The organism is Marinomonas communis (genome assembly GCF_004363305.1).
Taxonomy (GTDB): Bacteria; Pseudomonadota; Gammaproteobacteria; order Pseudomonadales; family Marinomonadaceae; genus Marinomonas; species Marinomonas communis.
Genome location: NZ_SNZA01000004.1, coordinates 120363 through 143959 on the forward strand (window position 1 = coordinate 120363; position 23597 = coordinate 143959).

Below are 23597 nucleotides of genomic sequence, written 5' to 3' on the forward strand. Positions count from 1 at the left end.
GCGAAGCGGAGATGTCCCATAGCCTCGTTACATATTACGAAAGCTAGATAAGGGATTTAGCATGCTTAATATAACGGTTTGGGGACTGTCGCTCGGACAAGCATTACTGATCACAGGCAATATTCTATTGGTTTCTGTGACAGCATTAATTGGACAAAGTTTAGCGCCGAGCTTCAGCTTGGCCACGCTTCCAGTTGCCTTACAATTTATTGGTCTTATGGGAGTCACCCTACCAGCTGCTCTACTAATGGGCTGGTTTGGTCGTAAAAAAGGCTTCTTAATTGGCAACCTTATTGGCGTATTTGGAGCTTTTCTTGCTTACTATGGTGTGAAACATGGCATGTTTCCGCTCTTTTGCTGCGCTACGTTTTTGTTAGGTATGGCTATCGGTATCGGCCAACAGTACCGATTTGCGGCGACCGAAAACGTTGCCAAAGAAAAAGCACCTCAAGCCATCAGTATGATCATGGGCGCTGGTGTGATCGCTGCCGTCTTAGGCCCAAACATGGCAATATGGTTTGAACATTGGGCACCTGACACTCAATACCTTGGAGCCTTTGTGGCATTGATTGCCCTGTATGTTGCAAATACCGTTTTGATTGCACTACTTCCGCTAAAACCGCCTAGCGAAGAAGAGCGCCAAGGCACTCCTAGGCCTTATCGAGCATTGTTACAGCAGCCTGATCTGATGGGTGCCGTCATTGCCGGCTCTATTGGTTATGCCGTGATGGTTCTTATTATGACGGCCACACCTCTTGCTATGCAGGCCTGTGGCTTTAACTTTGGTAGCACTGCCTCTGTCATCCAATGGCATGTATTAGGCATGTTCTTACCCTCTTTCTTCACCGGTCGCTTGATCATGAAATTCGGTACTTACCGAATTATTCAACTGGGCTGCCTCATGTTGCTTGGCTGTATTTTCTTGAATCAATTTGGTGTGTCTTACTGGCACTTCTTTAGTGCTTTAGTCTTGTTAGGTATTGGCTGGAACTTTACCTTTATCGGAGCCACAGCACTTTTGACCAAAACTTACGAACCAGTAGACAAAGCGCGTGTTCAGGGGCTCAATGATTTGGTCGTTTTCACCAGCGCTGCAGCAGCCAGCCTGCTTTCAGGCTACTGGCACTCTATTTTTGGTTGGGAAATTTTAAACTTACTGATGATTCCAGCAGTCATGCTGGCCATGTTTACATTGATGTCGAGTCAAAAACGCGCGGTGATCATTGCCAATCGTGCGGCTTTGTAAGCAAAATTTGACTCAGCGCTAAAATCCATGACAATGAAGGTTATTCATTCTTAGCAAGGACTTTTATTGTCATGGGTATTTTCTCAAGCATCGCCAATCTATTTTCTGGTTCAGGCACTGATAATAGTGTACCAGCAGCCGATCCAGTCGAGCACAATGGCTTCACCATTACCCCTACGCCACAGTCTGATCAAGGCCAATATCGTGTCTGCGCCATCATCACAAAAGGCGAAGGCGAAACACAAAAGCAGCACAATTTTATTCGTTCAGATCTTGTTGCCAGCCGTGATGAGTGCATTGAATTAACCGTTCGCAAAGCCAAAATGACCATTGATCAAATGGGCGATCAGATCTTCTAGGAGCGATGTGTGCTTACTTGGCAACATTTACACAGTAAAGAAGATTTACTTGGTTCGCCTTTCATTGCGCACACGTTTGCTTTTCAAGGTGTGGCGACTCAAGTCGTCACAACATTGGTCGAATATGAGACTCGCACACCGAAAAAGCGCGCTATTTTATATCTGCACGGTTATACCGATTACTTCTTTCAAGCCGATCTAGCACAACACTTCACCGAACAAGAATGGCAATTTTACGCACTCGATCTGCAGGGCTATGGTCGCTCTATTCGCCCCAATAGTCGCCCTAATTGGTGTGAGAACATGGCGCAATATCATGATGACTTGCGCATCGCGCTTTGTGAATTAAAACAGAGAGGAATCGAAGAAGTGGTGCTGTTGGCGCATTCCACAGGTGGATTGATCGCCTCGCATTTCCTAGCCCATCTTGCCAGAAATAGCACAGCCGACTCAGCACTTGATATGACAAAGGTAACAGGGCTTATTTTGAACAGTCCTTTTCTAGCCTTACCCTTTTCCCCAGAAGTGACCAAACGTGTCAGTTGGCCCATTTGGCTCACCGTGTCATTACTGCCGTTTCATTCCATTAGAGAAAAAGACATCAGCTTGTACGCAAGAACATTGCACAAGCACTTCTGTGGTGAATGGGAATATCGTCTAGACTGGAAGCCAGCCAAAGGCTTTCCATTGTCCTTTAATTGGCTCAAACAAATTCTATTGGCACAAAAGCAAGTAAAACAACTGGGACTCGCATTACCCACATTGATGTGCTGCTCAAGCGCCACTACTCGTCACGAGCGTGACCCAGAGCGCATAAAGCAAGGAGATGGTGTACTGGATGTGGAAAGCATGACTCTAGCGGCGCAGCAGACCTTTAAAGATTTGCAAATCGAACGTATTGAGGGAGGATTCCATGACCTATACTTATCCCCCCTTCCATCACGTCAACACTATCTGGCCGCCATAGATCAATGGCTAGCGTCACGCCTCTAACAGCCATTTTTCATACTAATTGCCACGTGAAATCATTATTCGATCAAGCAAACAGGTTGGCAGTAAACGACGCATCCAGCCAGCCGCATAAGTAGGCCAAGTTACATAGTAACGTGGCTTTGGTCGGGTTGAAGACAATGCATGCAGTAGCTTATCAATCACCGCAGAGGCTGGGAGTGTACCACTGGAAGCAGGGCCAACGCTTTCCAGCCGAGCAACCGCTTCTTGATAGCCTTTCTGGTGGCGGCTCGACTCTATATCAATATGAGCTTTTAAAGCGGTTAAGGCATTGGCACGGAAACGGCTTTCAATAGGCCCCGGTTCAATCGTACTGATCTTGATTGGTGTATCACTCAACTCCATTCGCATGGTATCCGTTAGACCTTCTAAGGCGAACTTGCTGGCGTTGTATGCGCCTCTGAAAGGTGCCGCAACCAGACCTAATACCGAGCTATTTTGCACAATACGACCATACCCCTGCGCCAGCATCAGCTTAATCACTCGCGTGGTCAAATCGTGTGTACCAAACACGTTGCTTTCGAACTGTTTGCGTAACACATCGACAGGTAAGTCCTCTACTGCACCAGGCTGTCCGTAAGCACCATTGTTAAACAAAGCAAACAAACTGCCTCCCGTTATTTCCAAGGTTTGCGCCAAACCTCGCTCAATCGATTCAGGATCTGCTAAGTCCAACTGCACGACATGCTTAACACCTAACTCTCGCAAGCGTTCAACATCTTCTGGTTTACGACAACTAGCCACCACTTGAAAGTTCTTTGTTTGCAGAGTTAGCGCAGCAGCTAGGCCAATGCCACTGCTACATCCGGTGATCAGAACTGAATAACGCATAGGGTTTCCCATTCAAAACAGTAAAAAGATGAGTTCTTAAAATCTCATCCCAATCTGAGGCTAAAGTATTACCTCATTATGGCTGAAAATTGACCTGAATCAGCTCCGAGGCAGCCACTAACATTCATAATCCCTGCTTATTAAAATTCAAGGAGGAATCCAATGAAGTTAACCAATGTAAAAGTCAGTCGCAAGCTTTGGGGCTTGATTGCGATTCTTGTCAGTTTGCTTGTCATTTTTGAGTTTGACGCTTACTACAAACAATACAACGAATCATTGGAGGCACGAAAACAACAAGTCAAAGAGCAGGTCGAGAATGCCTACTCTCTTATTCAGTACTACCACGACCAAGCCTCGATCATTGGCGAAGAAGCGGCTAAAGAACAAGCCCTAAAAGCCGTCGCAGCACTCCGCTATGGGTCTGGTGGCTATTTCTGGATCAATGATTACCAGCACACTCTTTTGATGCACCCACTAAAGCCTCAGCTTAATGGATCAGATGTTACGAACAAAACCGACGCTAGCGGCAATCACCACTGGCAAGCAATGGTTACAACCGTTAAACAGCAAGGCGAAGGCTTTGTGGAATACACATACAAAGGCCCACAAGTCGACAAACCAGAAGAAAAAGTCTCTTACGTTAAAGGCCTAAAAGACTGGAACTGGATCGTTGGTTCAGGTGTGTTTTACACCGATGTAAAGGCCGCGTTTTGGTCAAATGTAAAAGTATCACTTATCATCGAAACACTATTGGTTTTAGCAGCCCTCACCGTAAGCTGCTTTGTGGTGCGCAGTATCGTTAGGCCTTTAAAAGCCGTCACTGCTCACCTGCAAACCGTCGCCAGTGGTGACATGACGCAGCATTTAGAGCTCAATCGCAAAGATGAATTGGGCATCCTCGCAGATTCTGCTAACCAGATGTCACTAGCACTGGGGAACACCTTGGGTAGCGTGTCAAATGCTATTCAGGAATTGCAGGCCGTGTCACTGCAGATGCGTACCAATACTGCGAATACCAAAGGCGGTATGGATGCTCAATTTAACGAAGTGGAAAAACTTGCGACTGCCATGAATGAGATGTCTTACTCTATTCGCGATGTAGCGAATAATGCCAAAGACACAGCCAACGCAACGCAAGTAGTACAAGAAACGACTCGATCTTCTAGCAAAGATCTCAGCGAGACTAATCAGAACATTCAAACGCTGACTCATCATGTTGAAGGTGCCAACACCGTTATCATTGAGTTGTTGAGCCAGACCCAAGAAATTGAGTCAGTATTAGGTGTTATCGGTGATATTTCAGAGCAAACCAACTTGCTTGCACTAAACGCTGCGATCGAAGCCGCACGTGCTGGGGAGCAGGGCCGAGGGTTTGCCGTGGTGGCTGATGAGGTTCGTACCCTTGCTAGCCGCACGCAAAGCTCAACCGTTGAAATTCGTAACATCATTGAGAAACTTCAACAGCAATCTTCTAATGCATCACAATCTATGGCGACCAGCACGGAACAAGCTGAGAAAGGTGCGGAGCGCATGCGCAATGCAGCCAACAACTTAGCCAAAATGCTTCAGCAAGTGGATGAAGTGTCAGACAGTAGCGTGCAAATCGCCTCTGCCGCAGAACAACAAGGCCAAGTCGCCGAAGAGATCAACAGCAACTTGATGGGCATTCGTGAAGTATCTGAACGCGTGTTACAAGAAGCGGACGAAGTCTCACAAGGCTCTGAAATGATCGCTAAAATGGCTGATGCCCTGCGTGTACAAATCAACCAATTCCGTTTTAACTAATTTTGCTTTTAACCCAAGCCATTAGCTAAAGCGATCACAACAAAAAAGGCGAGTCACCTAAACGGTCACTCGCCTTTTTAACACCCAACATTTGCAATGCGCGCTAGATTATAGACCTAGGGCGTTGGCGTGATGCGCTAGATGATCATCAATAAAACTAGAGATAAAGAAGTAACTGTGATCGTAGCCAGACTGACGACGTAGCGTCAGTTCATGACCTGCTTTTTCACAGGCTTGCTCAAGCGCTTCAGGTTTAAGCTGTTCTTCTAGGAAGTTATCCGCTTCACCTTGGTCAACCAATAGCGGTAGACGCTCTTCCGCTGTCGCGATCAACTCACAAGTATCCCACGCTTTCCATGCTTCACGATCATCACCTAAGTAACCTGTGAATGCCTTCTCGCCCCAAGGACATTGCATTGGGTTCGTGATCGGTGCAAACGCTGATACTGATTGGTAACGGCCAGGGTTCTTCAGCACACAAATTAGCGCGCCGTGACCGCCCATAGAGTGGCCTGAGATAGAACGCTTGTCTGTGACTGGGAAGTGTTCTTCCACCAGCGTTGGCAGCTCTTTAACCACGTAGTCATACATGTGGTAAGTGTTTGAGTAAGGCGCCACCGTTGCGTTCACATAGAAACCTGCACCAGAACCAAAGTCGTAGCTTTCATGCTCTGCTGGGTAATCGGTACCACGTGGGCTCGTGTCAGGCATAACGATCGCAAGACCTAGCTCCGCCGCTTTTTTAAAAGCACCAGCTTTCTGTGAAAAGTTCTCGTCTGTACAAGTCAAACCTGACAACCAGTACAACACAGGTACATTTGCGCTTTCAGCTTGTGCTGGCAAAAAGATGGCAAATACCATGTCACCTTTTACAGACAAACTTTCGTGACGGTAGCGTTTCAACCAACCGCCGCTTACTTTCGTGCTCGATAAAAGTTCCATAATTCCCTCTTCGTATCTGTAAAAAAAGCCCATCCTAGAGATGGGCTTTTTAAGATGATTAACGCTTATTTTGCGTCGAACTCGATAACCGTACGGATACTTTCACCTTCGTGCATTAGGTGGAAAGCTTCGTTGATGTCTTCAAGCTTCATTTTGTGTGTCACGAATGGATCGATTTCGATCTTACCGCTCATGTAATCTTCTACGTAACCTGGAAGTTCAGTACGGCCTTTCACGCCACCGAACGCAGAACCACGCCATACGCGGCCCGTTACTAGCTGGAATGGACGAGTAGAGATTTCTTGACCTGCACCCGCTACACCGATGATGATCGACTCACCCCAACCTTTGTGACAGCACTCAAGCGCTGCACGCATCACGTTAACGTTACCGATACACTCGAAAGAGTAATCCACACCGCCGTCCGTCATCTCAACGATCACTTCTTGGATTGGCTTGTCGAATTTAGATGGGTTGATGAAGTCCGTCGCACCGAACTGCTCCGCCATTTCGAATTTAGATTCGTTTAGGTCGATCGCGATGATACGACCAGCACCCGCTAGACGAGCACCTTGGATACAAGAAAGACCGATACCACCTAGACCGAAGACAGCAACCGTCGCGCCCGCTTCCACTTTTGCCGTGTTAAGCACCGCACCGATACCCGTCGTTACGCCACAGCCAAGTAGACAGATTTTGTCCATAGCGGCTTCTTCATTGACTTTCGCCAAAGAGATTTCTGGAACAACACTGTACTCAGAGAAAGTAGAACAACCCATGTAATGGAAAATAGGCTCGCCGTTGATGCTAAAACGACTCGTGCCATCTGGCATAAGACCTTTACCTTGCGTCGCGCGAACGGCCTGACATAGGTTCGTTTTGCCAGATTTACAGAATTTACACTCGCCACATTCTGCCGTGTAAAGAGGGATAACGTGATCACCAGGCTTAAGTGTTGTGACACCTTCACCAACGGCTTCAACGATACCAGCACCTTCGTGACCAAGGATCGCAGGGAAAATACCTTCTGGGTCTTCACCAGAAAGTGTAAAAGCATCCGTGTGACATACACCTGTTGCAACCATACGCACAAGCACTTCACCTGCCTGCGGATCTTGTACTTCAACTTCTTCAATTTTAAGAGGCTGACCTGGTCCCCAAGCGACCGCTGCTTTACATTTCAACATTGTGAACTCCGTTCTAACATAACCGTTAATGAAACAAGTAGGCTAAGTGTAGACGCAAAAAACTATTGCGATAATAGTCATTTTGACAAATCATTATTGTCATACAGCAACAATAGCGAGTAATAACGTCATGAAACACTGGGAAGCCATGGAAGCCTTTGTCGAAGTCGTGCATCAAGGGAGCTTTTCCAAAGCCGCAAGCAGGTTAAATGTTTCAGCTTCACACATCAGTCGCTTGATTACCCATTTAGAAGAGCGTTTAAACACCACGCTGTTATTTCGCACCACGCGCAGCATTCGACTCAGTGAAGCAGGCGAGAAGTTTTACCAACATTGTCGTGAGCTGCCGAATGCTCTCGCCAGCGCGGAAGAAGCCGTCAGCGCCCTCACCCAAGCCCCCATGGGCACATTGCGCATCACCTGCGCCACCACCTTTGGCGAGCGTTACCTCGCGCCCTTGCTCAATGATTTTTTAATGCAAAACCCACAAGTCGATTTAGACTTTCATCTAACCAACCGCGAGGTGGACTTAGTGGAAGAAGGCTATGACCTCGCCATCCGCATGGGAGCACTACGTGACTCCAGCCTGTTATCAAGACGACTGTGTGACCGCGCTGAATATCTGTGTGCTTCTCGGGAATACGTTGACCAGCATGGCGTGCCACACACTCTCGCTGAACTGAGCAAACACAAATGCTTAATGGGCTCTAAAACTCACTGGGTATTCAGTCAGAACGGCCAGCGCAAAGAAGTTAAAGTCTCCAGCCATTGGCGCAGTAACTCAGGTCCAGCCCTACTCGACGCCATCCGCCGTGGCCTCGGTATTGCGCAATTGCCTGATTACTATGTAAAAGAAGACTTGACGTCAGGGCGGCTGATTTCATTGCTCCCACAATATCAGTACCCCTATACCGGTGTTTGGCTGGTTTATCCCCGCGCCCAACAGCCGTCACCGAAACTCAAAGCCGTGTGCGATTACTTGATTGAGCGCTTTGAAAAAGAAGATATCTTCGCCAGTTGGAGTAAACGGCTTTGATACTAAGCGAACCAGAGCTAACAAGCCTTGTTAGCTCTCTCTAAACTCCAATAGCTCTCTGAGTGGCAAAGGATATGTGTGGAGTTGAATATCGGAGTGCTCTGCGACTGATGCGACAAGAACTCATATAATGCTTCAGACTGCTCAGCGGAAATAATCCCCTCGTTTGCAGCGGCTTTCAATTGTCTCTTTTTTACATCCATTTAAGGCCTCAAAATCCAAGGAAAGTCGAAGTGAAGCAGTGTAGTCCAATAAGCTTTAATGCTTTTTAAACTTTACATTGCCGCTTTTGATGGCATCTAGTAAATCTTCAATGTGCTCATTATTGGGCGTTAGGCCTTTGTAGATTTCAAGATTCTTTACAGCCAACTCCGTATTTTGCTGTGATAAATAGGCCATACCTAGCGAATAGTAAGCTTGTTTCACCCCTGCTTTTGCTGATTTTTCTAGATACGGCAATGCTTTGCTGCCTTGATTGCTATCAGCGAGGAAGACACCGTACCTATAATTTGCAAAGGTATCATCTGGCATCTGATTAAGTAGGTTTCTAAAATCTCGATCCGCCTTATCCGCTGAACCAGGGATATCTAGCATGAATCCAATACTGTTTATAAGACTGCTGCGTTTTAAAAGGTCAGTAGATGCTGTCGGCGTATCCACAAGAATATCCAACACTCCTGAAAGCGACCGTGCGTCAGCTTTAGCACGTTGCAAATCCGCAGCGTTGTCAAACCTAGGAGGATAAACACTCGCATGTTTCCCAAGGTCATTAATGATTGAATCTAAATATCGTAAATCAACGCCTTTCTTTTGACCGCTTTCAGTTTCCGTAACGATTAAAATCTTCTTCACATCGTAATTACCGTACACCTCAGCGTAAGAAGCATTAGCAATCAGCTGAAGAAAGCAAAATAAGGCAATGATTTTAGGCTTCAAATGCCCCAATGAAGGCTTAAATGACAAAACTTGGCGAACGGCACACACGCCACTTCGATTTTTCATGATTAGACATCCTTGTTAAATGGATCGGAGAGACCCTAGTAAAGATCAGCTTATTCTCTTTTGAATCGGCATCAACGGCCCTTACAAATGAGAACGAGTTTTATTCTAAACAAAATACCTTTTAGATAACAAGTGAGCCTAACAGCCGTCACCGAAACTCAAAGCTGTTTGCGATTACTTGATTGAGCGCTTTGAAAAAGAAGATATTTTTGCCAGTTGGAGTAAAACATCGTAACCCACCGAAATTTGCAAGCTTTTGGGAACTTTCACTTCCAAAATCTCACCCAATGCAAAACCGACACAAAGATCAAATCACATGAATAGTCGCACACCCCTTGTGATCACGGCCATTGCTCCCCCTATCAGCAAAATCTAGAGCGGCTAAGCAAAACTTTTATTCCATTTAGATATAACAAACAATTTTTATATATCTTATCCACACGGTCAGCTTTTTGTTAGGATAGCGCCGCTTCAAACGATGCTCCGTTTCTCTAAGTACCAATATCCCGGTGTCGTTATACATTTAATATATAAGGTAGTTTTATGTTTTACCCCATTATGAATTTAGCGATCTTCGCAGTACTCTTGGCACTGTTAGTAGGCCAACACAGAGCTCAGAAATCGTTATCAGTACGAGTTTTTACTGGTTTAGGTCTTGGCGTATTGTTCGGTGCCACTCTGCAACTCCTATATGGCGTAGGAAGCACCACTGTGGCCAGCACATTAGAATACGTCAATATTGTTGGTTCGGGTTACGTTAGCCTGTTGAAAATGATCATAATGCCTCTGATTTTGGTATCCATCATCGGGGCCATAGTAAAAGTCAAAGACACCAGTTCACTGGGCAAGATGTCTGGGTCGGTCATTGGCATTTTACTAGCAACCACTGCGGTCTCCGCATTGATTGGTGTCTTTGTCAGCAACCTATTTGGTTTGTCAGCAGATGGTATTGTTCAAGGTGCCAGAGAAATGGCTCGAGCTGAAGACTTACAAGTTCGATTGGACGGTCTTGAGAATGTTTCCTTTGCCGATATGATTCGCTCTTTCTTCCCTGGCAACCCGTTTGCAGACTTAGCAGGTAGCCGCCCTACTTCTACTATCGCCGTAGTTATTTTTGCCAGCTTTATCGGTATAGCGGGGGTTACCGTGGCGAGAACTCAGCCTGAAATGGGTGCCAGTTTCGAACGTTTCGTCGATGTCTCTCAGTCGATTGTTCGCACTTTAGTACGCATGGTACTTAGCCTGACCCCTTACGGCATTTTAGCCCTGATGACAAAAGTTGTCGCAGGCTCAAATGTATCTGATATTTTAACTTTGCTTAATTTCGTTGTTGCTTCCTACGTGGGTCTAGCGCTGATTTTAGTCCTGCACTTAGTATTACTGGCTGTTAACGGTATTTCTCCATTACGTTACTTGAAAAAAGTATCTCCTGTACTGCTGTTCGCTTTCACCTCTCGCTCAAGCGCAGGTACGATTCCATTGAACATCGAGACACAAACCAAAAGCCTTGGTAATGGTGATGGCGAAGCCAACTTCTCAGCCTCATTTGGAGCGACCATGGGACAAAATGGTTGTGCAGGCTTGTATCCAGCAATGTTAGCCGTGATGATCGCACCAACAATCGGCATTAACCCACTGGACCCATCGTTTATTATCTCTCTTGTGGCGATTGTCACCATCAGCTCGTTCGGCATTGCTGGTATTGGTGGCGGTGCGACCTTCGCAGCCCTGATTGTATTGTCTGCATTAGACATGCCAGTGGCGCTAGCTGGTTTGCTGATTTCGATCGAGCCATTGATCGATATGGGCCGTACCGCTATCAACGTCAACGGCTCCATGACATCTGGCACCATCACTTCGAAATGGCTAGGACACACAGATAGCGAGCTGTTTGATAGTGATCGCGATATCAGTGAAACCGTAAAGCAGAGTTAATCTAGTTTGCTACTATTTTAGAAAAGACGTATTAGGACGCGTTATTAACGCGCCCTAATAGCTACCTGTTGCCAATTTGTGATCATTATCTTTTATGCAGGACTATAAATTGATTAACGTCTTAGCACACAAGGCGAGTAATGCGATGTTTGATAATAATCCCATTAGGAAGAAGTAGCTTCGTGGGCTTGGGTTTTCGTTAGTCGCCACTGCGTAATAAAGCAGCATGTGAATAATACGCGCTACAGCGAAGCTCCAAATACAGATCATTAACCAAAAGGCATCGGCACCAATCAAGATAGCCAGCAAAATCATACCAAGCATGATTGGTACATTTTCTATCGAGTTCATAAACGTTCGATGTGCCCTGAATGTGAACGATTCATGCCCAAGTGACTCGTCCACTTTACCTGGAACTGCTCCCTCCTTACGTGCTTTAGAAATTGCTGCGACAAACCACTGCGCCATCCAAGTCACAAGAATCACAAACATGCCCCAAAATGCAGTGCCGTATATCGTCGTTAATTCCATTACATATTCTCCTTTATCATTAAAGTGATATAAATAACGTCGCACAGCAAAGCGCTACATGCACTCTGCTAAAAGACATCTGCAAAGGATTAACGCAGGCTTTGCATGGTTATTGAACAAAGCTGGGATAGGTTTAAAGAGACGTGACAAAACAACACGGCCTGAGCTTGTAATTGCCTTCACGCTCAAGCTCCTGCCCAACAACTAATTAACGCTACTGATGCGTCTCAAAGTAGCGCTTTTCCTGCTCTAAAATGCGCTCGCTATTTAATGAAGCAAGGCTGATATCAGGTGAGTTAGGCAACATACCGATGGTTTGTAAATGCAGATAACGCATGGCACAAACGCGCAAGAAAGAGGTGAAATTTTCCAAATCATGACCCGCTGACAATGCTTCATGGTTAAGCTTCACAATCATCTGCGCCAGCGATAGCTTATCTCGCTGAGCGATTTCCTCTAAGGTAAACCAGAAGATATTTTCCAATCGAATGCTGGTGACCATGCCATCAATACGCACGGAGCGCGTGACATTTTGCCATAGGCTGGGGTCTGAGTTCACAAACAGCTTGCACATAAAATCATCCTGTTAAAATCCCTTAACAACGCAAAAGAACAAACGCAGACAAAATAGGTTAGCTGAATTTTTCGGAAAGTCAGAGGAATGGCGCACTAATTTACGCAATAGTGACTATCCACTCCCCCGACATCGCAGAGTAAAGATCAGATTAACGGTTTAACAAAACATAGAACTGCGCTAACCACGCAGGATGGGCTGGCCACGCAGGCGCTGTGACTAAGTTACCATCGGTCACCGCCTGATCCACTGGGATATCAGCGTAGACACCATTCGCGAGTTCCACTTCTGGCTGGCAAGCTGGGTACGCGGAACATTGCTTACCTTCCAACACACCTGCTGCCGCCAACAACTGAGCACCGTGACAAATCGCCGCAACTGGCTTATCCGCTTTAAAGAAATGCTGCACCATGGCAATCACGTCTTTATTTAAACGCAAATACTCCGGTGCACGACCGCCAGGAATCACCAAAGCATCATAGTCTTCCGCCTTGATATCACTAAAGGTCGCATTTAACGTGAAACGATGACCAGGCTTTTCGGTGTAAGTCTGATCCCCTTCAAAGTCGTGAATCGCCGTTGCAACAGAATCACCAACTTTCTTATCAGGACACACCGCATCCACCTGATGGCCGACACTTAACAACGCCTGAAACGGCACCATAGTTTCGTAATCTTCCGTGAAATCACCCGTGATCATTAAGATTTTTTTATTAGACATAATGCTTCCTCTTATTGTGTTTCCAACAGAGATAAGTTGTAACAGTTAGAGTGGCGCGGGAGGTATTAACGGGTTGTTACATGAGGGCGGGGTTGTGATTATTCCAATATTTCATAGTGACGCTCAACGTTTACCGTCACCTTTCCCCAATGTGATGCTTTGACTCGTTTTTGATGTAGTTCAAAAGACTCTTTATCCGCGAACTCTTCGTAAACGTCAAAGCGAAGAGGATTGTCTGGGTTTTGAGTAACACTAAAGGTGATGCAGCCGGCTTCTTCGAGTGTGAAGCGTGTGTGGTTTACCAATTCAGCTTGTACTAATTCAAGCTCCGATTCAGGGACTAGAATAAAGCCTTTTAGAGTTACTTTTGGCATGGGGTTCCTTGTGGTGCATAACGCCCGCATTTGTGGCTGGTTTGTAGCGCAGCGGAAAACCAGTCCGACAACATGCGCTTGTTAGGCATATTTAAAAGGGTAATATTTTGTCGGTTATTTGATCTGACAGACACAATTCAGACTCCATATTTAGGACTTCTGATTTAAATGGGCTTCTCTCAAACTCTTTCGATATATATTTGCTAACTTCTCTTTGAAAGTTATTACTTTTAATAAATTTATCTATAACAATAGCAAAGTCACCATCCAGCTCTTGATAGTTCACGTAATCTCTTTCATCACAGTATGACAGGAAATCGGCAATATCTTTTTTCTTGCTGACCAGGTAGCGACCAATTGCTTTCTTTGCAAACTCAGAATAACGGACATACAAAACCGAAGACGAGGTGTCACCCCAGTAAAACTCTTTTAGATCACCTGTTTCATCGACCCTTACTCTAGAATCGCTGCCAATCAACGTCATTAACGATTGATAATTTATATTTATGTTAGAGTTATAATCTAAGCATAATACTTCCTTCTTGTATGGCACTAAGAAGTACTTTATATAATTTCTTTCATCTATGGTCTCTAGGAACGCTAAGGTATTTTGCCATTTTCTAAACTCATCAAACTCATTGATAACCATGCCATAAAAGCCCTGCTTTCTATCTTCGCTTAGCCTTGAGATAAAAATTGCTGCAAAATATTCTTGAATACTTTTATGCGTAAATGAATATTCGTTAAACCCATCACGAACAATCAATGCGGTTATAGTAGTTATATCATCTATTAAAAGGTCTTCAATATTGTCAGGCAACCTTTCAAGCTTTGCTGCATTGTTTAAATAGTTTTGAAACAAGTATGTTGGAAAACGTGTATTATTTTCATTTAGTGATAAAAAACTTAATGAATCAAACAATCTTTGCATTTGGTAATCAGTTAGGCCGGCTTTCCTTTCTCTCTCAAAGCCTATTTTCATCCTGTCATGCCTGTAAAGCATAGTAGGAAAGATCAAACTATAAAATTCAGATAGGCTGTCGGGCTTAAATTGCCTTGCATTATAAGTGATAGTAAAGAGAGTCAATAGCAAAGGGGTTGTAGTAACATCGGAAATAAAGTGGCTATTAGTTAGAATATCTATTATGTTTTTTGATTGATCTACAGATTTATATAAGTGATTTACAAACTTCACCTGCGTATCAATGTGCATCGGACTTATTTTTCTTTTTGTAAAGTAGAATGAAGATCCCATTCCTGAATCTGGCCTAGAAGAAACAACAATTCTTAAATCAGGATAAGTTCTAACAATTGTTTCCAGTTCTCTCGCTGCATTGTATCTTTCATTATTTGGTATTTCATCAAAGCCATCTAAGAATAAAACTATTTTTCCAGACTCAGCCAAGAATTCAAAAAGCGCATTATCTAGTTTTACACCTAAATCACAAATTGCATCCATTAGCTCGTCTTTGAGCTTTTTCTCATACTTTAAGTTTCTAAATTCGATAAAAATTGGGATGAAAGCACTACCTGAACCTTCTCGGATACATAATTTTCTGAGATACAGGGACTTACCTTGGCCTGGGCCTCCTTCCACTAAAATATGCTTACCACCAAGCTGACCAAAGGAGTCTATCTTTTCCCCATTAAAGAGCACAGCCTCTTCAAAAAATATTTCATTCAAGTCGACGATTGAATCAGGGTTCAATATCGTCTTAACCTGCCCAATTCTACTAACGTTATTCTTAAAGAATTCGAGCTTTTGGATAGCAAAGGCTTCAGATACTTTCTCTTTTATTTTTCCTTTTGCAGCTTTGACAAGCTCGTCAACTATCCCGTCTAGGCCTCCTGTTGCTTTCTTAATTATATCTTCAATCATAACGACTCCATGTTAGTTAAGAATTATACAGCCTAACGTCCGCTTAAGGGGCGGGCAACGCATTACAACTTAACTCAAACACAACAAACGCAACTACTGAGGCTTAATGGGACTGGAAACGCCACGCATTGACAGTCCCTCTTGAAGCGTTTGTTAGGCATTTACTCAAAAGCTATCTCATTTTGGGTTTTGATAATAATTGAGAAATGACGTCTGAACTTAAGTCGGGGTTTTCACTATTTAATACAGAGCTATTGATTGCATTAAAACCACCACAGCTCAAACGACAATTTTTTGCTATTTGATAAGGATTATCACCCAAGCTATCGAATAAGCGTAATGCTATTTGATACGAAGTACCATCTGGCAGGTCAGTGATATCAAAGCCATACATACGCATCATATCCAATGAGAACCTCACTGCGGCGCCCTCCTCTAGCAAAACAGTTTGTTGCCCACCATGCTGATCAAGCAAATGCACAGTTTCATGAGCTAGATGGTAAACAGCCAATCTCCAATTACTTTTTGCGTTATCCCCTAACTCCGCAAAAGCACCATCTTTAGTTGGTGTATATCTGATATGTGGTCCTTCAGGGTCCCAAGATGGTTGATAGATCTTTTTTGACTGGTCGCGCTTACCAAATAGATTTTCCGCTTTAGCAAGTAACTCTAGTTGTAACTGCCAAAGAGCACTTGCATCCGTTGGTTTTACATTAATAAAATCCACTTATTAATCCGTAACAATTTTATTGGTATGCCTAACATTTTAATAGTGCGCATGCTCGTTTACGCAGTACCAGAGAACCTAAATAATTCCCTCTAACAATCTGTTTTAACAACACTTTTTAAATTTATCCAATAACAACTCAAGACACAAAATCGAGCATGCGCGTTATATCATTTGTCCACAGCACGTTATTCTAGCTGTCGTATTGCTTAATTATTGATCTTAATACACTTTTGTAGGCGCTTCTATGACAATGCAAGAAACTGAATAGCATTAAAATCATAAAAACACGCACCGTCTTGAACAAACCAAAAATCAACTGGATATTTGATCAGCTGTTAACGCGGTTGGTAAGTACCGAAGCTGATGAATAGCATCCTAGAGATTGCCTAGTTTGTAGACTGATCCCTCGCACAGCGAGGTCGTACAACTTTGGGATTTCGATTTATCGTAGCACTGCGAGTTTGGTCGCGGGTGCAACCCGCTCATACAAAAGCCAGAGCTGCTCGTTGATGTCCTAGAAAGATTGCCTAGTTTGCAGGCTGATCCCTCGCGCAGCGAGGTCCTACGAGGCGGTTGTGTGGTAGTATGCGGGGCTTGTTTTGGGAGGTAGTTGGTTATGATTGAGAAGCAGGATTTGCTGGATATTGCGCGTCAGAAGATGCCGTTTGGTAAGTATGAGGGTCGGTTGATTGTGGATCTGCCGGAGGAGTATTTGCTGTGGTTTAATCATAAAGGCTGGCCGGAGGGTAAGTTAGGTCGTTGGTTGCAGTTGGCGTTGGAGGTTAAGGTGAATGGTTTAGAGAAGATCGTTGAGCCGTTGAAACTGCCCGAGACACCGAAGCCGAAGCAGCCTAAGGTTCAAATTCGCTTTGATGAGATGGACTGATGGCTGCTGATTTGAAGCAAGTGCCTTTCAGTTATTGCTTGCTCATTTAGAGCAGCTTTCGTAAAGTTGCGCCACTTTTAATAAACTCGATTCGTATTGACTGTGAAACGCCGTTCTCATTTCTTTTTGATTTTATGCTGGCTAGCGTACTTTGCTGTACCGCTGGTGAATGGCATTGGTCAAACGGGTGCGCAGCGGATCGAGATCTGTACCACGCTTGGCGTTGAGTCCTATTACGTCTACAGCAGTGACTCTTCAGATAACGACAAAGCGAGCCAGCACAGCAGTTCGCATTCTTGTCCTTGTACCCATTTCTTTATGGACATCGCCACCACTACGTTGGCGTTCCATGCTCCCTCAAAGGCGTTTGATTACAGTTTCGCGCCGACTATAGAAGTGCTGGCGGCTACCCCACGTACCGTTCAAGCTCGCGCCCCACCATTTAATCCTGCGTTCAGTGAAGATCAAAAACTAGCATGATGCCCTGACGACTGTTGGGGCATCTTATTTTTATGCCCGATTAGTTGCAGGATTTCTAATGTTTGGCACGAAGGACTTTTACCGTTCCGTTTGGCGCTGGCACTTTTTTGCTGGCTTGTATGTTGTTCCATTTTTAATGATGTTGGCCATTACTGGCCTGGTGATGATTTTTGACCCGATCATCGAGCGAGTGTTGCACGATGATTTGTACAAAGTCTCGCAAGTCACTGACTCCCCTATTTCCTTTGAAGAGCGTTACCAGCTGGTCGCTGACCAATACCCCGATAGTACTATTAAGCGATTATACGTCTCAGATGATGCAACCGATGCGACACGCTTTCAGGTAGCGGTCGGTGATGACACTCGCTCCGTGTTTGTTGACCAATACGCAGGACAAATCAGCGGCGATATCAGTATTACTGACTCTTGGTATGTTTGGGCGGATGATACGCACGGTACCTTTATGGTGGGATTAACCGGTGACTGGCTAATCGAGATCGCGACAAGTTTTACCATTTTGTTAATACTGACTGGTGTATATATGTGGTGGCCTCAATCTGGCCAATCTCTATGGAAAGCTGCTACGCGTATTAATGGTAAAGGCCGTAGTTTATGGCGCGATCTGCACAGTGTTGTGGGGATTTGGGTCGCGGTTATTTTGCTGTTTTTCTGCATCTCAGGACTGGCTTGGGCAAGTGTATGGGGTGGTAAGATGGTACAAGCTTGGAGCACTTTTCCTGTTGAGCAAAGCGCTAAGAATGTCTCGTCAACGTTGACCCACGAGGATCTAAACGTAAAAGGCTTAAAGCAGGTGCCTTGGAATCTTGAGCAAGCTCCTTTACCGGAGTCGGGGGCGCCAGTCTTTGGCCAAGATACGATTACACTAGATCGAGTAGTCGCAGACGCTAAAGCAATGGGCTTTACTCGTTTTCAAGTGCATTTTCCGAAAGGCGAGACGGGGGTTTTCACCGCAACGGCAAGCACTATGGGACGTGATATCAATAATGCTTTAGACGACCGTACCGTTCATTATGATCGTTATTCTGGTTCAGTGATCGCTGATGTTGGCTTTATGGATTACAACTGGTTTGCCAAGTCGATGGCGTTCGGCATTGCCTTACATATGGGGCAGTTTGGTGTCTGGAACTTGGTCGCTTGTACACTATTTTGTTTGGCTGTGATGCTGCTGTGTGTGTCTGGTGTTGTGATGTGGTGGAAACGCCGCCCAGCAAAAGCCTTGGCAGCACCGCCGTTACCGAAAGACCTAAAGCGCTGGAAGCATGCGGTATGGATGTTATTACCCATCTCACTGCTCTTCCCTATGGCAACTATCGGTATGGTGGTGATTTTACTGTTGGATTTACTCGTGTTGGCTTCGATGCCTAGACTTCGTAAGGTTTGGGCGTAGTTTCAATTCCAATGCAAGGTGGCTGGAGGGGCTTGCGTCCTCCAGCCAGTCCCATCTTCCTTGATGGGACTTACTTACTCACTGCACTGCTTTTATAAGCCACCTTTGGTCAGCTTGGCTGGATCCAGCAAGGTTTCTAGCTCTTCACGCGTTAAGTCGGTTTCTTCTGCCGCCACATCAATCACTGGGCGTTTTTCCTTGTACGCCTTTTTCGCGATCTCTGAGGCTTTTAGATAACCAATAATCGGGTTCAATGCTGTCACTAGAATTGGGTTTTTCGCCAATGCTTCGTTCAGCTTGTCTTCATTAACCGTTAACGTGGCAATGGCTTTGTCCGCCAACAGATGACCGCTGTTGCTCAGTAGTTGAATGCTATTCAGCAAGTTACTAGCGATCACAGGAAGCATTACGTTTAACTCAAAGTTTCCGGATTGACCACCAATGGTAATGGCTGCATCGTTGCCAATCACTTGTGCCGCAACCATCGCTGTAGCTTCTGGAATCACTGGGTTAACTTTACCTGGCATGATCGAAGAGCCTGGCTGAAGAGCCTCTAGAGTGATCTCACCTAGACCCGCCAATGGTCCTGAGTTCATCCAACGTAGGTCGTTAGCGATCTTCATGTAAGTCACTGCCGTTGCTTTAAGGATCCCAGATAACGCGACAGCTGTATCTTGGGAACCGATCAGCGCAAAGAAGTCGTCACCAGGCGCAAAGGTAACGTTCGTCAGGGCTGATAGCTCTTGGCAGATCTTGCCTGAAAATTCAGGGTGAGCATTGATACCCGTTCCTACCGCCGTGCCACCTTGAGCAAGTTTGGTCACTTTAGGCAGGATGGCTTTCAAGTTATCGATATTGTCTTGCAGTTGCGCCGCCCAACCATTGAAGGTTTGATCCAAACGCACGGGCATGGCATCCATCAAGTGAGTGCGTCCCGTTTTGGTATAGCCTTGTAGTGACTGTCCTTTCTCGCGCACGGTTTGCGTCAGGTGCTCAAGAGCAGGGATCAACCGCTTAGTCACTTCAATGGCTGCGCTGACATGGATCGCACTTGGGATAATATCGTTGCTGCTTTGGCCAAAGTTGACATGGTCGTTCGCGCCAACCTTATCATTTAATTTCGCCGTCGCTAATGTGGCAATGACCTCATTGGCATTCATATTTGAGCTGGTGCCTGATCCTGTCTGAAATACATCGACAGGAAAATGCGTCATCAAATCCGATGATTCAAGTAACTCTGAACAAGCGCCATCAATGGCTGATGCCATGTCTGAACTAATACATTCCAATGATTGATTGGCTCTCGCTGCGGCTTGTTTCAATTGAATCAAGGCACGAATAAAAGACTCAGGCAGAGGCTGGCCACTGATAGGGAAATTGTTGATCGCGCGCTGTGTCTGCGCACCGTATAAAGCGTCTTCTGGTACCTCTAGTTGGCCCATGCTGTCCGCTTCAATTCGAGTTTTCATTGCTTCACTCCAAACGGCATCCCCGCCATGAAATAATGGCTCAATGCTCGCAATTCATGTTCTAACCGAAAGTATTCAACGGCGTCTTGGTCGGTAATCACAAAACGCTTCAACTGCAACAAAGGGCGATTGATCGCATTTAAACAAAGCTCACGCCAGTGCATTGGTACTGCCGCATCGCACACTGTCTCAAGCAGAACTTGATAGACGCGTTTGTATAGATTGTAAGATTCAGAGATCCCCAGCTGCTCAGCATAAGCCTCACTGGTGTCTAAATAGTGATACAAAACATTTGGTGAATCTGACGCCACACCACGTTTTATAGTCTGCTCAATTACCGAAAACGGAACAATGTGATTCGTCATAGCTCAAGCCTCTTGATGCAAATGATAACAGTTATCAATTAAACACCAGATGTTAGTATTGTCAAGTAATGATTCTCATTTAATTTCAAGTCTTGATCGTCGGCAATACTGAAACACTGTACAGGCACGCGATAGCGAAGTGGATAAAGCTTTAGTAAAGATGAAGTAGCTTTTGTTGGGAATAAAAGAACAGACTAAATCTGGGAAAACAAAGAGAAATAAGAGAGCGGAAAGGGACAGCTGCCGTCTAGCAACGGCAGCTGGGAAAATCTTAGTGGTGATGACCACCAACACCGTGGGCATGGCCGTGTGCGATTTCTTCTTCTGTTGCGTCACGCGTCTCAAGAATTTGTACTGAGAAGGTTAGCTCTTTGCCAGCAAGAGGATGGTTTAAGTCCACTGTAGCATGCTTCAAGCCTGCTTTTACGATCGTTACTTGGCGTAGGCCTTGATCGGTGCGAACCGTTGCAACCATGCCAGGCTTCCACTTTTTAGCACCTTGCAAATGTTTTACTGGGATCTGCTGAGTTTTGTCGTCTTGACGCTCACCGTAGCCTTCTGAACAAGGTACCGTTACATCAAACTCATCACCAGCCGCTTTGCCAACCATCGCCTTTTCCAAACCTGGGATAATGTTGCCGTGGCCGTGTAAATAAGCCAAAGGCTCACTTCCTGCAGACGTTTCGATTAACGTGTCGCCTTCACGTAAAGTGTAGTGAAACTGCACAACTGTGTTGTCTGAAATAGACATAGGTTTTCCTCATTAATAAAGCTGCCGCTCAGTTGAATCATTAGCGGCAAGATAAATTTAAAAAATCATGAATTCAATGGTATCGTCGGTGATCACGATGTTTTTCACCATCTTAGCAGCCGCTTTTTCCACCGCTGAGTGGTTCAGAACATAGACCGGATGCGTATCGAAATAACGTGCCAAGGCACTTTCGAACTCATCATGCAGTGATCCCAGTGTATTACGCAACATTTGATCGCTGATGCTGGAGCCCTGAACGGTTACCTGAGTCAATTTCGCGCCGACTAAGTAAATACGATCTTCTTCAATACGTAGCCCTGACTCAAATGATGGATCAAGCTCGGCTTTCATGGTCATCTCCTGACCAAAGACATTCAGCACACCGCGTATATCGGTTTTCATGTCCACCATCACTAACCCGCCATCCCGCTCAGTCAGGTCGATATCGGCTTGCTTAATCAGCAGATCCAGATTGAGCGTCGACTCTTCTAGGGTCAATTTAATGACATCAGGTTGAGTGGTCTTTAATCTTTGCGCAACTTCCTGATTTAACTCTTGCTCTGTCACGCTCATGTCAGCACAACCGGTTAACAATACCGTTGATGCAATCGTCACCCAACCTAATAACTTACGCTTTAACATTTTCTGCGCCTCCTACTGCTGACGCTTTTTCTCATACCAAATTCGCATAAAGTCTTCCGTAACCTTTTGCTCGATCTCTGCCGCTTCATCGGTCGGACAAAATAGCGATACCGTAAACACATTGTAGCCTTCCACCGTAGTCTTCACTCTAACAGAGGGCTCCGGACCTGCGATTTTGATATCGAGTCGTTTCTCTATCAGACTGTTATAACGAATGGCAACTTCGTGAAAGTGCTCACTGTACTCACGTATTTTAGCCAGAATTGGCTCTTTGATTTCAAACAGGTTTACGTCATCAGTCAGTCTAGAAATCGAAAAACTGTGTTCAACATAACGACGCATGTAGTTTAAGTTCTGCACTGAGTTAGTCAGTAACACACTGTTCGGTACCACAGTGGTTCGCCCTGTATAGGCATAACTCCCACCTTTAAAGTCGACTTCAAACAGCGTTGTTGACAGCCAGTCACTGTCCGTCACTTCACCTTCAAAATGCCCGATCTTCACCCAATCTCCAACCTGATAAGGACGGGTGCTGGCTTTATAAAAGGCCCCCACAATACATGAAATAAACTCTTTCGTGGCGATGACCAACGCCACCATAAATGCGGCAATGGAGATCGCAATGTTCTGCAACTCCGTTGACCAAATCAAAATCAGACCTACAAACGAGACCAGATTGAACACATTATCCACCGTGTTCAAACGGCGACGTTTACGGTCCACGTCCAGCTTTTCATTTGCTCTTAAAGCACGCTTAACATAATGACGTACAACAAAAATACTCAACAACCATAGCAAGGTAGCAAAGTACTCAATATTCTCCGTAATAAATGCCGTATCGACATCTGGCCATTCAAAATCAGACATAACTCTTAACCTTATTTTAGTGGCGCAACTTTACCAATCCCCGTGGCGTTAGCCAAATAAAATGCTGGACAAGACAAAAATAAATACTGTATTTTTATACAGTATTTTAAATGAGGTGCGATTTATGCCTGTCGTAATTAAGTATGTTGTTGAACGAAACGGTGTTGAAAAGATGACCTTCTCCTCTAAAGCAGAAGCAGACCATTATGACAAACTGCTGGAGACGGCTGAAAACCTAGAGGATCTACTGCAAGAAAGCGGTACCCTATCCGACGCTAATGACATCAGCCAACTAGCCATGTTCTTAGCGGAAAACAAAGAAGACGTATTGGAAGCATTGGGAAACAAGCGCAAAAAAACGGCTAAGAAACCCACATCAAAAGCTACGCCTCCTTCTAAAAACGAGTCACAAGCATCCAGTGAAGTGGAAGCGTCATCAGTAGAAGAGTTGGTCATAGAGCCAGATGAAAACTCTTACATCGATGACAGTGAAGAATATCGTGCCAACGATGATGTCGATTACAACAAGGACGATATCTACAACGAAAGTGATGCCGCTTAACGGCATCGCTTTCGCTACAGTTCG

Annotated in this window: 25 protein-coding genes; 10 read left to right on the forward strand and 15 right to left on the reverse strand. The window is 45.1% G+C overall.

Annotated elements, in window-relative coordinates:
* The first annotated feature begins 61 nt into the window (after positions 1-61).
* From C8D85_RS12215 to C8D85_RS12225, 3 genes are all read left to right on the forward strand, one after another.
* A complete protein-coding gene (locus C8D85_RS12215; protein ID WP_133563114.1) occupies positions 62-1246 on the forward strand; it encodes an MFS transporter in 1185 nt (394 codons plus the stop codon).
* Positions 1247-1317: 71 nt separating this feature from the next.
* Positions 1318-1605, forward strand: a complete 288-nt coding sequence (locus tag C8D85_RS12220; RefSeq protein WP_133563116.1) for an HlyU family transcriptional regulator — start codon at positions 1318-1320, stop codon at positions 1603-1605.
* A 9-nt stretch (positions 1606-1614) separates the two neighbouring features.
* Positions 1615-2598 (forward strand): alpha/beta hydrolase, encoded by a 984-nt coding sequence (locus C8D85_RS12225; RefSeq protein ID WP_133563118.1) that lies wholly within the window; start codon positions 1615-1617, stop codon positions 2596-2598.
* 15 nt (positions 2599-2613) lie between these two features.
* Here the strand turns inward: C8D85_RS12225 and C8D85_RS12230 are convergent, their stop codons facing one another.
* Entirely contained in the window at positions 2614-3447 is an 834-nt protein-coding gene (locus C8D85_RS12230) for an SDR family NAD(P)-dependent oxidoreductase (protein WP_133563120.1), read from the reverse strand.
* A gap of 162 nt (positions 3448-3609) precedes the next feature.
* Between C8D85_RS12230 and C8D85_RS12235 the strand changes: the two genes are divergently transcribed.
* Positions 3610-5232 (forward strand): methyl-accepting chemotaxis protein, encoded by a 1623-nt coding sequence (locus tag C8D85_RS12235; RefSeq protein ID WP_133563122.1) that lies wholly within the window; start codon positions 3610-3612, stop codon positions 5230-5232.
* A gap of 108 nt (positions 5233-5340) precedes the next feature.
* On the opposite strand, the gene fghA is transcribed toward C8D85_RS12235, so the two are convergent.
* Positions 5341-6174, reverse strand: a complete 834-nt coding sequence (gene fghA, locus C8D85_RS12240; RefSeq protein ID WP_133563124.1) for an S-formylglutathione hydrolase — start codon at positions 6172-6174, stop codon at positions 5341-5343.
* 65 nt (positions 6175-6239) lie between these two features.
* Positions 6240-7358 (reverse strand): S-(hydroxymethyl)glutathione dehydrogenase/class III alcohol dehydrogenase, encoded by a 1119-nt coding sequence (locus C8D85_RS12245; RefSeq protein WP_162847591.1) that lies wholly within the window; start codon positions 7356-7358, stop codon positions 6240-6242.
* Between the two features lie 133 nt (positions 7359-7491).
* On the opposite strand from C8D85_RS12245, the gene C8D85_RS12250 reads away from it, so the two are divergent.
* The gene (locus C8D85_RS12250; protein WP_133563129.1) at positions 7492-8397 is read left to right on the forward strand and encodes a LysR family transcriptional regulator; all 906 of its coding nucleotides are present in this window, start codon (positions 7492-7494) and stop codon (positions 8395-8397) included.
* 258 nt (positions 8398-8655) lie between these two features.
* Here C8D85_RS12250 and C8D85_RS12255 read toward each other — a convergent pair whose 3' ends face one another.
* Entirely contained in the window at positions 8656-9399 is a 744-nt protein-coding gene (locus tag C8D85_RS12255) for a tetratricopeptide repeat protein (protein WP_133563131.1), read from the reverse strand.
* Between the two features lie 543 nt (positions 9400-9942).
* Here C8D85_RS12255 and C8D85_RS12260 point away from each other — a divergent pair.
* Positions 9943-11334 (forward strand): L-cystine transporter, encoded by a 1392-nt coding sequence (locus tag C8D85_RS12260; RefSeq protein WP_133563133.1) that lies wholly within the window; start codon positions 9943-9945, stop codon positions 11332-11334.
* Between the two features lie 102 nt (positions 11335-11436).
* On the opposite strand, the gene C8D85_RS12265 is transcribed toward C8D85_RS12260, so the two are convergent.
* The 6 genes from C8D85_RS12265 to C8D85_RS12290 all read right to left on the reverse strand — a co-directional run bounded on the left by C8D85_RS12265 (position 11437) and on the right by C8D85_RS12290 (position 16140).
* Complete coding sequence (locus tag C8D85_RS12265; RefSeq protein ID WP_133563136.1) at positions 11437-11865, reverse strand: MAPEG family protein; 429 nt, start codon at positions 11863-11865, stop codon at positions 11437-11439.
* A 214-nt stretch (positions 11866-12079) separates the two neighbouring features.
* Positions 12080-12439: a ribbon-helix-helix domain-containing protein gene (locus tag C8D85_RS12270; protein ID WP_133563138.1), complete on the reverse strand. Its 360-nt coding sequence runs from the start codon at positions 12437-12439 to the stop codon at positions 12080-12082.
* Positions 12440-12590: 151 nt separating this feature from the next.
* On the reverse strand, positions 12591-13160 hold the full coding sequence (locus C8D85_RS12275) for a DJ-1/PfpI family protein (protein WP_133563140.1): 570 nt from the start codon (positions 13158-13160) through the stop codon (positions 12591-12593).
* 98 nt (positions 13161-13258) lie between these two features.
* Entirely contained in the window at positions 13259-13534 is a 276-nt protein-coding gene (locus C8D85_RS12280; RefSeq protein WP_133563142.1) for a putative quinol monooxygenase, read from the reverse strand.
* A gap of 91 nt (positions 13535-13625) precedes the next feature.
* Positions 13626-15413: an NACHT domain-containing protein gene (locus C8D85_RS12285; RefSeq protein ID WP_133563144.1), complete on the reverse strand. Its 1788-nt coding sequence runs from the start codon at positions 15411-15413 to the stop codon at positions 13626-13628.
* Between the two features lie 172 nt (positions 15414-15585).
* Positions 15586-16140, reverse strand: a complete 555-nt coding sequence (locus tag C8D85_RS12290; protein WP_133563146.1) for a hypothetical protein — start codon at positions 16138-16140, stop codon at positions 15586-15588.
* Positions 16141-16759: 619 nt separating this feature from the next.
* On the opposite strand from C8D85_RS12290, the gene C8D85_RS12295 reads away from it, so the two are divergent.
* The 3 genes from C8D85_RS12295 to C8D85_RS12305 all read left to right on the forward strand — a co-directional run bounded on the left by C8D85_RS12295 (position 16760) and on the right by C8D85_RS12305 (position 18917).
* Complete coding sequence (locus C8D85_RS12295) at positions 16760-17029, forward strand: DUF3820 family protein (RefSeq protein ID WP_133563148.1); 270 nt, start codon at positions 16760-16762, stop codon at positions 17027-17029.
* Between the two features lie 102 nt (positions 17030-17131).
* Entirely contained in the window at positions 17132-17509 is a 378-nt protein-coding gene (locus tag C8D85_RS12300) for a DUF2946 family protein (RefSeq protein ID WP_133563150.1), read from the forward strand.
* A gap of 58 nt (positions 17510-17567) precedes the next feature.
* Positions 17568-18917, forward strand: a complete 1350-nt coding sequence (locus C8D85_RS12305; RefSeq protein ID WP_133563152.1) for a PepSY-associated TM helix domain-containing protein — start codon at positions 17568-17570, stop codon at positions 18915-18917.
* 92 nt (positions 18918-19009) lie between these two features.
* Here C8D85_RS12305 and C8D85_RS12310 read toward each other — a convergent pair whose 3' ends face one another.
* The 5 genes from C8D85_RS12310 to C8D85_RS12330 form a co-directional block, all read right to left on the reverse strand.
* Positions 19010-20386, reverse strand: coding sequence for a class II fumarate hydratase (locus C8D85_RS12310; RefSeq protein ID WP_133563154.1), 1377 nt, complete (start codon positions 20384-20386; stop codon positions 19010-19012).
* Entirely contained in the window at positions 20383-20751 is a 369-nt protein-coding gene (locus C8D85_RS12315) for a hypothetical protein (protein ID WP_133563156.1), read from the reverse strand. The genes C8D85_RS12310 and C8D85_RS12315 overlap by 4 nt, the downstream gene beginning before the upstream one ends.
* Before the next feature lie 271 nt (positions 20752-21022).
* Entirely contained in the window at positions 21023-21502 is a 480-nt protein-coding gene (locus tag C8D85_RS12320) for an FKBP-type peptidyl-prolyl cis-trans isomerase (RefSeq protein WP_133563159.1), read from the reverse strand.
* Positions 21503-21559: 57 nt separating this feature from the next.
* Positions 21560-22144, reverse strand: a complete 585-nt coding sequence (locus C8D85_RS12325) for a DUF1439 domain-containing protein (RefSeq protein ID WP_133563161.1) — start codon at positions 22142-22144, stop codon at positions 21560-21562.
* Between the two features lie 12 nt (positions 22145-22156).
* The gene (locus C8D85_RS12330) at positions 22157-23011 is read right to left on the reverse strand and encodes a mechanosensitive ion channel family protein (RefSeq protein ID WP_133563162.1); all 855 of its coding nucleotides are present in this window, start codon (positions 23009-23011) and stop codon (positions 22157-22159) included.
* Between the two features lie 124 nt (positions 23012-23135).
* On the opposite strand from C8D85_RS12330, the gene C8D85_RS18290 reads away from it, so the two are divergent.
* Positions 23136-23573 carry a YebG family protein gene (locus tag C8D85_RS18290; protein WP_133563164.1) on the forward strand — a complete coding sequence of 146 codons (438 nt, stop codon included), beginning with the start codon at positions 23136-23138 and terminating at the stop codon, positions 23571-23573.
* The last annotated feature ends 24 nt before the right edge of the window (positions 23574-23597 follow it).